Raw genomic sequence first — 11,700 nt, forward strand, 5'->3', positions numbered from 1 at the left:
AATTCACTGTTCGCGTGCGGGCTCGGAATGTGCCGAGACCGGGCGGCGCGTTGCGGCAAGACCGCCGTGCCGGAAATCCGTACTACCGAGCGGGACGGGATGGCCCAGGGCTTACGCCGCGCCGGGTCGCATCTGCACGGTGCGGGCTCCTGCAAACAGCGCGTTTCGGCGAGTGTCGGGCCAGCGGCTGCAACACGGATACAGCACGCGAATGCAACGGATGGCGGCGAATCGAAACCTGGACTGCGTAGGGGACGGCATGGTGCAGAGTGGCGGCCGGAGCGTCGCGGCGCTGCATCAAACAGCTGCCGCAAAATCCCGCAAACCCTTGCTCGACAAGGAGTGTAGGAGTCGAAACCGACAAAGTCAACAGTATCTTATGTCTTATATAAGACACATCTATCGACGGGAAAACCCTAGACGTGCCCCGGCGCTTTATGATGAAATGCGCGCATGAATTCGAACCCGGCGAATCCTGTAAACCCGAATGGCCAGGGGGCCGCGGGCGAAGCTGTATCCGCTGTTTCCGCTGCCGCGTCGCCGACCTTCAGCCCCTTGTATCAGCAGATCAAGGGCTTGATTACGCAGAGCCTCGAAAGCGGCGAATGGAAGCCGGGCGAGATCATTCCTAGTGAAGTCGAACTGGCCGCGCGTTTCAAGGTGAGTCAGGGTACGGTGCGCAAGGCGATCGACGAGCTGGCCGCCGACAATCTGCTGGTGCGCCGTCAGGGCAAGGGCACGTTCGTTGCGACGCACAACGAAGAACGCGCGCAGTTCCGTTTCCTGAGATTGCTCGCCGACGACGGCGCGGAGCATCCGCACGTGAGCCGTCTGCTCGAATGCCGTCGGCTGCGCGCATCGGCGGAAATTGCCCGGCAACTCGATCTGAAGCCGGCCGATCCGGTCGTGCTGATCAAGCGTTTGCTGCAGTTCGACGGCGAAGTGACCGTGCTCGACGAAATCTGGCTGCCAGGCGCCGTGTTCCGCGGGCTCACGCTCGAGCGGCTTTCGGAGTACAAAGGTCCCCTCTACGCGATGTTCGAGACCGAATTCGGCACTCGCATGATTCGCGCGACGGAAAAAATCCGCGCGGTCGCGGCGGAGCCTTCCGTGGCGGACCTGCTGCATGTGCCGGCGGGTTTTCCGCTGCTCTCGGTCGAGCGCGTCTCCTATACCTATGGGGATCGGCCGGTTGAAGTCCGGCGAGGTTGGTATGTCACAACCGGGTATTACTATCAGAACGATCTGAGCTGAATCGGGCTGAAACGAGGCGCGGCGTCCCACACGCGTGCCAATCGGAAGGCGCTTTCATAGCGCGCGCAGCAAAGGACCTAGCGTGGTTTTCGCTGCAGCGCGATATAAAAAGGCGCTAAAATTGCGGATTAGTGTGACTACATAGTAGGGGTCTAGCATGGCAGAAGCGGTAAAGAAACCGAGGCCGGAATTCCGGAACATCGGTATTGGGCAAATATTGACGGCATACCGTCTCCCGCTGGCGGGGCGCGTGTCGATTCTGCATCGCGTGAGCGGTGCCTTGTTGTTTCTTTTCCTTCCTTTCCTGCTGTTCCTCTTCGATCAGAGCCTGACTTCCGAACTGAGCTTCGAAGTCTTCAAGGGCTTCCTCTCCAACATCATCGTCAAGCTGATCACGCTGGTTCTCGCGTGGGCTTTCCTGTTCCACTTCTGCGCCGGCATCCGTCACCTCGTGATGGATACGAATCATGATGCCGTGTCGAAGGAAAAGGGCAAGTCGACCTCTGTCGTCGTGTTAGTCGTGTCGTCGCTGCTCACCATCGCATTCGCGGCAAAACTGTTCGGAGCATTCTAAAAAATGGCAGCCAATAACCGAATCGGTTCGAAGCGTCTCGTCGTCGGCGCGCACTACGGTCTGCGCGACTGGCTCGCGCAACGCGTCACCGCCGTCGTGATGGCGGTGTACACGGTGATTCTGCTCGCGTGGTTCTTCCTCGCGCGCGACTTCTCGTACGACGGCTGGGCGTCGATCTTCGCGACGCAGTGGATGAAGCTCGCCACGTTCGTCACGCTTCTCTCGCTCTTCTACCACGCGTGGGTGGGTGTGCGCGACATCTGGATGGATTACGTGAAGCCCGTTGGCACGCGTCTCGTCCTGCAGGCGCTGACGATCCTCTGGCTGCTCGCATGTGCGGGCTACGCTGCGCAGATTCTCTGGAGAGTATAAAAGCATGGTTGCAATCAAGAATTCTCTGCCGCGTCGCAAGTTTGACGTGGTTATCGTCGGCGCGGGCGGCTCGGGGATGCGCGCGTCGCTGCAACTGGCGCGCGCCGGTCTGTCGGTCTGCGTGCTGTCCAAAGTGTTTCCGACGCGTTCGCATACGGTCGCTGCCCAGGGCGGCATCGGCGCTTCGCTCGGCAACATGAGCGAAGACAACTGGCACTATCACTTCTACGACACGATCAAGGGCTCCGACTGGCTCGGCGACCAGGACGCGATCGAGTTCATGTGCCGTGAAGCACCGAACGCCGTCTACGAACTCGAACACTTCGGCATGCCGTTCGACCGTAACGCCGACGGCACGATCTATCAGCGCCCGTTCGGCGGCCACACCGCGAACTACGGCGAAAAGCCGGTGCAACGCGCTTGCGCAGCGGCTGACCGTACCGGTCACGCGCTGCTGCACACGCTGTACCAGCAGAACGTTGCTGCCAAGACGCAATTCTTCGTCGAATGGATGGCGCTGGACCTGATCCGCGACGCCGACGGCGACGTGCTCGGCGTAACCGCGCTGGAAATGGAAACCGGCGACGTCTACATCCTCGAAGGCAAGACCACGCTGTTCGCCACGGGCGGCGCAGGCCGGATCTTCGCGGCATCGACCAACGCGTTCATCAACACCGGTGACGGCCTCGGCATGGCGGCCCGGTCGGGCATCGCGCTGCAGGACATGGAATTCTGGCAATTCCACCCCACTGGCGTGGCCGGCGCGGGCGTGCTGATCACCGAAGGCGTGCGCGGCGAAGGCGGTATTCTGCGTAACTCGAACGGCGAGCGTTTCATGGAACGCTACGCGCCGACGCTGAAGGACCTGGCGCCGCGCGACTTCGTTTCGCGTTCGATGGACCAGGAAATCAAGGAAGGCCGCGGCGTGGGTCCGAATAAGGATCACGTGCTGCTCGACCTGTCGCACATCGGCGCCGAGACGATCATGAAGCGTCTGCCGTCGATCCGCGAAATCGCGCTGAAGTTCGCGAACGTCGACTGCATCAAGGAGCCGATCCCGGTCGTGCCGACCATCCACTACCAGATGGGCGGTATTCCGACGAACATCAACGGTCAGGTCGTCGGTACGCCGAAGGGCCACGAAGAAGTCGTCAACGGTTTCTACGCAGTGGGCGAATGCTCGTGCGTGTCGGTGCACGGTGCGAACCGTCTCGGCACGAACTCGCTGCTCGACCTCGTGGTGTTCGGCCGCGCTGCCGGCAATCACATCGTCAAGCACGTGAAGGAACTGAAGGAACACAAGCCGTTGCCGGCAGATGCAGCCGACTTCGCGCTGTCGCGTCTGGCGAAGCTCGATAACTCGTCGTCGGGCGAGTACGCCCAGTCGGTCGCGAACGACATCCGCGGCACGATGCAGAAGCACGCTGGCGTGTTCCGTACCTCGGCCCTGCTCGCCCAAGGTGTCGAAGCCATCCGCGAAGTGGCCGCACGCGTCGACAACATCCATCTGAAGGATAAGTCGAAGGTGTTCAACACGGCCCGCGTCGAAGCGCTGGAAGTGGCGAACCTGATCGAAGTGGCACGCGCCACGATGGTCTCCGCCGAAGCGCGCAAGGAAAGCCGTGGCGCGCACGCGCAAAACGACTTCGAACATCGCGACGACGAAAACTGGCTGCGCCATACGTTGTGGTTCAGCGAAGGCGATCGCCTCGACTACAAGCCGGTGCACATGAAGCCGCTGACCGTCGAATCGGTTCCGCCGAAAGCGCGTACCTTCTAAGGCACAAGTCAAAGGAATTCAGAGAAATGGCCAAGCGTACATTTGAAATTTACCGCTACGATCCGGACAAGGACGCCGCTCCGCGCATGCAAACGTACGAGATCGAAATCGACTCGCACGAACGCATGCTGCTCGACGCGCTCGTCAAGCTGAAGGCGCTCGACGAAACCCTGTCGTTCCGTCGCTCGTGCCGCGAAGGCGTGTGCGGTTCGGACGCAATGAACATCAACGGCAAGAACGGCCTCGCGTGCCTGACGAACCTGAACGACCTGCCGCAGAAGATCGTGCTGCGTCCGCTGCCGGGCCTGCCCGTCGTGCGTGACCTGATCTGCGACTTCACGCAGTTCTTCAACCAGTATCACTCGATCAAGCCGTACCTGATCAACGATACGCCGCCGCCGGAAAAGGAACGTCTGCAGTCGCCGGAAGAACGCGACGAGCTCGACGGCCTGTACGAATGTATCCTGTGCGCGAGCTGCTCGACGTCGTGCCCGAGCTTCTGGTGGAATCCGGACAAGTTCGTCGGCCCGGCCGGTCTGCTGCAAGCCTACCGCTTCATCGCGGACAGCCGCGACCAGGCAACCGGCGAGCGCCTCGATAACCTGGAAGACCCGTATCGTCTGTTCCGTTGCCACACGATCATGAACTGCGTCGACGTTTGCCCGAAGGGCCTGAACCCGACCAAGGCAATCGGCAAGATCAAGGAATTGATGGTTCGCCGCGCTGTCTAGTATCAATGAGCCCCGCGCTCCCTGGCGCAGGCTGTCCCCGAGCGGGCAGTCAGCGCGCCTGGGGGCGGCGCGGGGTGTACCGACATGACCGATACATCGCATCAGTCCGACCCTCTCCGCCGTGCGCGTCTTCGCTGGCGCGCACGGCGGGGCCTGCTGGAAAACGACCTGATTTTCGAGCGTTTTTTCAGCCGATATGAGCATGACCTCAGCGATGCCGACGTTGGCGCACTCACGCGCCTGCTCGAGCTGAGCGATAACGACCTGATGGACTTGCTGCTCGCACGCAAGGAACCAGAAGGCGATCTAGCCGACCCGGACGTGGTCCGGGTTCTGGAGTTGCTGCGCAATGCTTGAGCGCCGCCAGTCCGTTGTTCCAGGCGTGCAATTATCGAAACCCTGTATCCATACTTCGATTGAGGATGTGCTATGACCCCGTCAGATGTTAAAGCCACGCTATCGTTCAGCGACAATTCGCCGAGCGTTGAAATGCCGATTTACAAGGGCACGATTGGCCCGGATGTAATCGACATTCGCAAACTGTACGGCCAGACCGGCAAATTCACGTACGACCCGGGCTTCATGTCGACGGCGGCGTGCAATTCGGCGATCACCTACATCGACGGCGACAAGGGCGAACTGCTCTACCGCGGCTACGCGATCGACAACCTCGCGCAGAACGCCGACTTCCTCGAAACCTGCTATCTGCTGCTGAACGGCGAACTGCCGAACGAAAAGCAGAAGACCGAATTCGTCGGCACCGTCACGAAGCACACGATGGTGCACGAGCAGATGCAGTTCTTCTTCCGCGGCTTCCGCCGCGACGCGCACCCGATGGCGATTCTCGTCGCCGCAGTCGGCGCGCTGTCGGCGTTCTACCACGACTCGCTCGACATCAATAACCCGCGTCACCGCGAAGTGTCGGCGATCCGCATGATCGCCAAGTTGCCCACGCTGGTCGCAATGGCGTACAAGTACAGCATCGGCCAGCCGTTCGTATATCCGAAGAACGACCTGTCGTACAGCGCAAACTTCATGCGCATGATGTTCTCGAATCCGTGCGAAGAGTACGTGGTCAACGACGTGCTGGTGCGCGCGCTCGACCGCATCCTGATCCTGCACGCGGACCACGAGCAGAACGCGTCGACGTCGACCGTGCGTCTCGCCGGTTCGTCGGGTGCGAATCCGTTCGCGTGTATCGCGGCGGGTATCGCGTGTCTGTGGGGCCCGGCGCACGGCGGTGCGAACGAAGCCGCACTGAACATGCTGGAAGAAATCGGCTCGGTCGACAACATTCCCGAGTTCATCAAGCAGGTGAAGGACAAGAACTCGGGCGTGAAGCTGATGGGCTTCGGTCACCGCGTGTACAAGAACTATGATCCGCGCGCGAAGCTGATGCGCGAAACCTGCCACGAAGTGCTCGAAGAGCTGGGCCTGCACGACGACCCGCTGTTCAAGCTCGCAATGGAACTCGAAAAGATCGCGCTCGAAGACGAATACTTCGTGTCGCGCAAGCTGTACCCGAACGTCGACTTCTACTCGGGTATCGTGCAGCGCGCGCTGGGCATTCCGACGTCGATGTTCACGTGTATCTTCGCGATGGCGCGTACGGTCGGCTGGATCGCGCAGTGGAACGAAATGATCGCTGATCCTGAGCAGAAGATTGGTCGTCCGCGTCAGCTGTTCGTCGGCGAGACGCTGCGTCAAGCGAAGCCGATCGCACAGCGCTAAGCGCTGATCGACCGCGATACGCGCGCCTGGCCGCGGCATTCGTGCCGCGCACAAGCGCGAAATCGGAGCAAATAAAACGCCTCAACGGGTCTACCGTTGGGGCGTTTCCGTTTCTGCGGCCACAGCGGGTCGTGCATGCGGCGCATTGGCGCCGCCGCTCGCCGATGCTTGCCGGGTAACACCGATACAGGTATTGGCACTACCAGCCAACTCCATGTTTTTTATCGGTTTTTTCGCTGTTTAAGCAGCCCATCGCGGTGCGTCGCGTGGCATAATCGACCGACACAGTCAGCCCGCAGTCATTACTACCCCGCATACCATGGCACAGACTCTCTACGACAAATTGTGGAACACGCACGTGGTCCACACGGAAGACGACGGCACCGCGATTCTCTACATCGACCGTCACCTGCTGCATGAAGTGACCAGCCCGCAGGCGTTCGAAGGCCTGAAAATGGCTCACCGTCCGGTGTGGCGCATCAGCGCGAACCTGGCCGTGTCCGACCACAACGTGCCAACCACGGACCGCAGCCACGGCATCGCCGATCCGGTCTCGAAGCTGCAGGTCGACACGCTCGACGCGAACTGCGACGCCTTCGGCATCACGCAGTTCAAGATGAACGACCAGCGTCAGGGCATCGTCCACATCATCGGGCCGGAACAGGGCGCTACGCTGCCGGGTATGACGATCGTCTGCGGCGACTCGCACACGTCCACGCACGGCGCGTTCGGCGCGCTCGCGCATGGCATCGGCACGTCGGAAGTCGAGCACGTGCTGGCCACGCAAACGCTGCTGCAGAAGAAGAGCAAGAACATGCTCGTGAAGGTCGAGGGGCAATTGCCGCGCGGCTGTACCGCGAAGGACATCGTGCTCGCGATCATCGGCAAGATCGGCACCGCGGGCGGCACCGGTTACGCGATGGAATTCGGCGGCTCGACGATCCGTTCGCTGACGATGGAAGGCCGAATGACGGTCTGCAACATGGCGATCGAAGCGGGCGCGCGCGCCGGCATGGTCGCCGTCGACGACACCACGGTCGAATACCTGAAAGGCCGTCCGTTCTCGCCGCAGGGCGTCGAGTGGGATCACGCGGTCGAGTACTGGAAGCAGTTCAAGTCGGACGAGGGCGCGCATTTCGATCGCGTGGTCGAGCTGAACGCGGCCGAAATCGTGCCGCAGGTGACTTGGGGCACGTCGCCGGAAATGGTCACGCCGGTCGACGGCCGCGTGCCGGATCCGGAGCGCGAGAAGGACCCGGTCAAGCGCGACGCGATGGAGCGTGCGCTCAAGTACATGGCGCTCGAGCCGAACGCGCCGATCGAGTCGATCAAGCCGGATAAAATCTTCATCGGGTCGTGCACCAACGCGCGCATCGAAGACATTCGCGCCGCGGCTTACGTCGTGAAGAAGCTCGGCCGCCGCGTCGCGCCGAACATCCGTCTGGCGATGGTCGTGCCGGGTTCGGGGCTCGTGAAGGCGCAGGCGGAGCGTGAAGGCCTCGACAAGGTCTTTACCGAGGCCGGGTTCGAATGGCGTGAACCGGGTTGCTCGATGTGTCTGGCGATGAACGCCGACCGGCTCGAGCCGGGCGAGCGCTGCGCGTCCACGTCGAACCGGAACTTCGAAGGTCGTCAGGGCGCCGGTGGGCGCACGCACCTGGTGAGCCCCGCAATGGCCGCGGCTGCAGCCATCGAAGGGCATTTCGTCGACATTCGCAAGCTTGGATGAATCGCATGATGAAGAACATGAATCGCATCACTCTATTGCGCCGCTTCGCACTCGGCACGCTCGCCGGGCTTCTGCTCGGCCTCGCCGGATGCAACACGGTGCACGGATTCGGCCAGGACATGTCGCACCTCGGCAATTCGATCAGCAATCACGCTGAGAAATAAGCGGTTTTTGATTTTTGCCGGCGATGCGGCGCGGGGGTCCAACCGCCGGTCGCATCGCCCGGTCCTGAACAGGCGCAAGCGTCATGGATAAATTCATCGTACACACCGGCGTCGTGGCGCCGCTCGATCGCGAGAACGTCGACACGGACGCGATCATTCCGAAGCAGTTCCTGAAGTCGATCAAGCGCACGGGCTTCGGTCCGAACGCGTTCGACGAATGGCGCTACCTCGACCACGGCGAACCGGGTCAGGACAACTCGAAGCGTCCGCTGAACCCGGACTTCGTGCTGAACCAGCCGCGCTATCAGGGCGCCTCGGTGCTGCTCGCGCGCAAGAATTTCGGTTGCGGCAGCTCGCGCGAACACGCGCCCTGGGCGTTGCAGCAGTACGGCTTTCGCGCACTGATCGCGCCGAGCTTCGCCGACATCTTTTACAACAACTGCTTCAAGAACGGCGTGCTGCCGATCGTGCTGACCGAACAGCAGGTCGATCATCTGTTCAACGAGACGTACGCATTCAACGGCTTCGAGCTGACGATCGACCTCGAAGCGCAAGTCGTGCGCACGGCCGACGGCGGCACCGAATATCCGTTCGAAGTCGCGGCGTTCCGCAAGTACTGCCTGCTGAACGGTTTCGACGACATCGGTCTCACGCTGCGTCACGCGGACAAGATCCGCCAGTTCGAAGCGGAGCGTCTCGCGAAGCAACCGTGGCTGAACAATCGCCTCGTCCGTTAGGCGAACCCGTGAGAACGTAGGCGCGTCTGGTCCGCGCCCGCGTCGGTTTGCGCGAGAAACACCCGAAAAAATCATCAAGGAATTCGCATGAAGATCGCAGTATTGCCGGGCGACGGCATCGGTCCCGAAATCGTCAAGGAGGCCGTCAAGGTCCTGAACGTGCTCGGCGAGAAGTTCGAACTCGAAGAAGCGCCGGTCGGCGGCGCGGGCTACGAAGCGAAGGGCCATCCGCTGCCCGATTCGACGCTCGCACTGGCGAAGGAAGCCGACGCGATCCTGTTCGGCGCGGTCGGCGACTGGAAATACGACAAGCTCGAACGCGCTCTGCGCCCGGAGCAGGCGATCCTCGGTCTGCGCAAGCACCTGGAACTGTTCGCGAACTTCCGTCCGGCGATCTGCTACCCGCAACTGACGGGTGCGTCGTCGCTGAAGGAAGAGATCGTTTCGGGTCTCGACATCCTGATCGTGCGCGAACTGAACGGCGACATCTACTTCGGCGCGCCGCGCGGCGTGCGTACGTCGCCGGACGGCCTGTTCGCCGGCGCGAAGGAAGGCTTCGACACGATGCGCTATTCGGAACCGGAAGTGCGCCGCATCGCGCACGTCGCGTTCCAGGCGGCGCAAAAGCGCGGCAAGAAGCTGACCTCGGTCGATAAAGCCAATGTGCTCGAAACGTCGCAGTTCTGGAAGGACGTGATGATCGACGTGTCGAAGGAATATGCGGACGTCGAGCTGTCGCACATGTACGTCGACAACGCCGCGATGCAGCTCGTGAAGGCGCCGAAGTCGTTCGACGTGATCGTGACGGGCAACATGTTCGGCGACATCCTTTCCGACGAAGCGGCCATGCTGACCGGCTCGATCGGCATGCTGCCGTCGGCGTCGCTCGACAAGAACAACAAGGGCTTGTACGAGCCGTCGCACGGTTCCGCACCGGATATCGCCGGCAAGGGCGTTGCGAATCCGCTCGCTACGATTCTCTCCGCCGCGATGATGTTGCGCTATTCGCTGAATAAGGCCGAGCAGGCTGATCGCATCGAAACCGCGGTGAAGAAGGTGCTCGAACAAGGCTATCGCACCGGCGACATTCTCACGCCGGGTTGCAAGCAGGTCGGCACCGCCGCGATGGGTGATGCCGTCGTGGCCGCGCTGTAAAACGCGTGCAGTAGTTAGATCACCAATACTGATCGTTAAAGCGCGAATCCGCCTTGAAACAGGCCGATTCGCGCGTCATACGGCGAAGAACGCCGCCAGTTTTCTGTTTTCGTGTATATTGTTGCGATGGCTCAGATCTCCCAAATCTCCTCGATTTCCAAATTGCACGGCACAACGGCCCGTGCAATCGAGTTCGCCATTACCATCAAAACCATTACCCCGAAAACGATCACGAAGCGCTGATCGTCCGTCGTGCCCGCCCATCTTCCCCGCGCGGTCACTGCGGGCAAAGATGCGGGGAAGTTTCCATTCGAAGGGTATGAAGTCATGAACGTAGGTCTCGTAGGTTGGCGCGGCATGGTCGGCAGCGTCCTGATGCAACGCATGCAGCAGGAAGGCGATTTCGACTTGATCGAACCGGTGTTTTTCAGCACCAGCAACGCGGGTGGCAACGCGCCGTCGTTCGCCAAAAACGAGACCAAGCTCAAAGATGCGACAAGCATCGAAGACCTGAAGAAGTGCGACGCGATCATCTCCTGCCAAGGCGGTGACTACACGAACGAAGTGTTCCCGAAGCTGCGCGCGGCCGGCTGGAACGGTTACTGGATCGACGCGGCTTCGTCGCTGCGCATGAAGGACGATGCGGTCATCATTCTCGATCCGGTCAACCTCGACGTGATCAAGAACGCGCTCGTCAAAGGTCAGAAGAACTTCATCGGCGGCAACTGCACGGTCAGCCTCATGCTGATGGCGCTGGGCGGCCTGTTCCGCGAAAACCTCGTCGACTGGATGACGGCCATGACTTACCAGGCCGCATCGGGCGCTGGCGCGCAGAACATGCGCGAATTGCTGTCACAAATGGGCACGCTGAACGGCGCGGTGAAGAACGAACTGGCTGACCCGGCTTCGGCGATTCTCGACATCGACCGCCGCGTGCTCGAAGCGATGAACAGCGACAGCATGCCGACCGACCATTTCGGCGTGCCGCTCGCGGGCTCGCTGATTCCGTGGATCGACAAGGATCTCGGCAACGGCATGTCGAAGGAAGAGTGGAAGGGCGGCGCGGAAACCAACAAGATTCTCGGCAAGCCGGCCATGGGCACGCCGGGTTCGATTCCGGTCGACGGTCTATGCGTGCGAATCGGCGCAATGCGCTGTCACTCGCAAGCGCTGACGATCAAGCTGAACAAGGACGTGCCGCTCGACGAAGTGAATAGCATCCTCGCGTCGGGCAACGACTGGGTCAAGGTCGTGCCGAACGAGCGCGAAGCGTCGATGCGCGATCTGTCCCCGGCGGTCGTCACCGGTACGCTGACGGTGCCGGTCGGCCGCGTGCGCAAGCTCGCGATGGGTGGCGAATATCTGTCGGCCTTCACGGTCGGCGATCAGCTGCTGTGGGGCGCGGCTGAACCGCTGCGTCGTATGCTTCGCATTGTGCTCGACAAGTAAAGTAAACTACGCGCTCACGACGCG

At 61.4% G+C, this 11,700-nt stretch carries 12 protein-coding genes; all 12 read left to right on the forward strand.

Annotated features, from left to right (window positions below):
- Positions 1 to 453: 453 nt before the first annotated feature.
- On the forward strand, positions 454 to 1,254 hold the full coding sequence (locus AB3X94_RS05340; RefSeq protein ID WP_176107165.1) for a GntR family transcriptional regulator: 801 nt from the start codon (positions 454 to 456) through the stop codon (positions 1,252 to 1,254).
- Between the two features lie 157 nt (positions 1,255 to 1,411).
- Entirely contained in the window at positions 1,412 to 1,828 is a 417-nt protein-coding gene (sdhC, locus tag AB3X94_RS05345; RefSeq protein WP_062128183.1) for a succinate dehydrogenase, cytochrome b556 subunit, read from the forward strand.
- 3 nt (positions 1,829 to 1,831) lie between these two features.
- Positions 1,832 to 2,200 (forward strand): succinate dehydrogenase, hydrophobic membrane anchor protein, encoded by a 369-nt coding sequence (gene sdhD / locus AB3X94_RS05350; RefSeq protein ID WP_013092932.1) that lies wholly within the window; start codon positions 1,832 to 1,834, stop codon positions 2,198 to 2,200.
- 4 nt (positions 2,201 to 2,204) lie between these two features.
- Positions 2,205 to 3,980, forward strand: coding sequence for a succinate dehydrogenase flavoprotein subunit (gene sdhA, locus AB3X94_RS05355; RefSeq protein ID WP_368610953.1), 1,776 nt, complete (start codon positions 2,205 to 2,207; stop codon positions 3,978 to 3,980).
- A gap of 26 nt (positions 3,981 to 4,006) precedes the next feature.
- The gene (locus AB3X94_RS05360) at positions 4,007 to 4,711 is read left to right on the forward strand and encodes a succinate dehydrogenase iron-sulfur subunit (RefSeq protein WP_008924387.1); all 705 of its coding nucleotides are present in this window, start codon (positions 4,007 to 4,009) and stop codon (positions 4,709 to 4,711) included.
- A gap of 84 nt (positions 4,712 to 4,795) precedes the next feature.
- Positions 4,796 to 5,068, forward strand: coding sequence for a succinate dehydrogenase assembly factor 2 (locus tag AB3X94_RS05365; protein WP_008924386.1), 273 nt, complete (start codon positions 4,796 to 4,798; stop codon positions 5,066 to 5,068).
- A 72-nt stretch (positions 5,069 to 5,140) separates the two neighbouring features.
- A complete protein-coding gene (gene gltA, locus AB3X94_RS05370; protein WP_176107167.1) occupies positions 5,141 to 6,442 on the forward strand; it encodes a citrate synthase in 1,302 nt (433 codons plus the stop codon).
- A 319-nt stretch (positions 6,443 to 6,761) separates the two neighbouring features.
- Positions 6,762 to 8,171: a 3-isopropylmalate dehydratase large subunit gene (leuC, locus tag AB3X94_RS05375; RefSeq protein WP_176123362.1), complete on the forward strand. Its 1,410-nt coding sequence runs from the start codon at positions 6,762 to 6,764 to the stop codon at positions 8,169 to 8,171.
- Positions 8,172 to 8,176: 5 nt separating this feature from the next.
- Positions 8,177 to 8,335 carry an entericidin A/B family lipoprotein gene (locus AB3X94_RS05380; protein WP_013092936.1) on the forward strand — a complete coding sequence of 53 codons (159 nt, stop codon included), beginning with the start codon at positions 8,177 to 8,179 and terminating at the stop codon, positions 8,333 to 8,335.
- An 83-nt stretch (positions 8,336 to 8,418) separates the two neighbouring features.
- Positions 8,419 to 9,072, forward strand: a complete 654-nt coding sequence (gene leuD, locus AB3X94_RS05385) for a 3-isopropylmalate dehydratase small subunit (protein WP_018424120.1) — start codon at positions 8,419 to 8,421, stop codon at positions 9,070 to 9,072.
- Positions 9,073 to 9,159: 87 nt separating this feature from the next.
- Positions 9,160 to 10,227 (forward strand): 3-isopropylmalate dehydrogenase, encoded by a 1,068-nt coding sequence (gene leuB, locus AB3X94_RS05390; RefSeq protein WP_018433950.1) that lies wholly within the window; start codon positions 9,160 to 9,162, stop codon positions 10,225 to 10,227.
- Between the two features lie 327 nt (positions 10,228 to 10,554).
- Positions 10,555 to 11,676 (forward strand): aspartate-semialdehyde dehydrogenase, encoded by a 1,122-nt coding sequence (gene asd, locus AB3X94_RS05395; RefSeq protein WP_176107169.1) that lies wholly within the window; start codon positions 10,555 to 10,557, stop codon positions 11,674 to 11,676.
- Positions 11,677 to 11,700 lie beyond the last annotated feature (24 nt).

The organism is Paraburkholderia sp. BR10923, from assembly GCF_040948765.1.
GTDB lineage: Bacteria > Pseudomonadota > Gammaproteobacteria > Burkholderiales > Burkholderiaceae > Paraburkholderia > Paraburkholderia youngii.

Bases quoted from the DNA above. Each gene is read 5' to 3' on its own strand.
- AB3X94_RS05365 (WP_008924386.1), top strand. From the start codon at position 4,796: ATGACCGATACATCGCATCAGTCCGACCCTCTCCGCCGTGCGCGTCTT.
- AB3X94_RS05340 (WP_176107165.1), top strand. From the start codon at position 454: ATGAATTCGAACCCGGCGAATCCTGTAAACCCGAATGGCCAGGGGGCC.
- sdhD (WP_013092932.1), top strand. From the start codon at position 1,832: ATGGCAGCCAATAACCGAATCGGTTCGAAGCGTCTCGTCGTCGGCGCG.
- asd (WP_176107169.1), top strand. From the start codon at position 10,555: ATGAACGTAGGTCTCGTAGGTTGGCGCGGCATGGTCGGCAGCGTCCTG.
- leuD (WP_018424120.1), top strand. From the start codon at position 8,419: ATGGATAAATTCATCGTACACACCGGCGTCGTGGCGCCGCTCGATCGC.
- sdhA (WP_368610953.1), top strand. From the start codon at position 2,205: ATGGTTGCAATCAAGAATTCTCTGCCGCGTCGCAAGTTTGACGTGGTT.
- gltA (WP_176107167.1), top strand. From the start codon at position 5,141: ATGACCCCGTCAGATGTTAAAGCCACGCTATCGTTCAGCGACAATTCG.
- AB3X94_RS05380 (WP_013092936.1), top strand. From the start codon at position 8,177: ATGATGAAGAACATGAATCGCATCACTCTATTGCGCCGCTTCGCACTC.
- sdhC (WP_062128183.1), top strand. From the start codon at position 1,412: ATGGCAGAAGCGGTAAAGAAACCGAGGCCGGAATTCCGGAACATCGGT.
- leuB (WP_018433950.1), top strand. From the start codon at position 9,160: ATGAAGATCGCAGTATTGCCGGGCGACGGCATCGGTCCCGAAATCGTC.
- AB3X94_RS05360 (WP_008924387.1), top strand. From the start codon at position 4,007: ATGGCCAAGCGTACATTTGAAATTTACCGCTACGATCCGGACAAGGAC.
- leuC (WP_176123362.1), top strand. From the start codon at position 6,762: ATGGCACAGACTCTCTACGACAAATTGTGGAACACGCACGTGGTCCAC.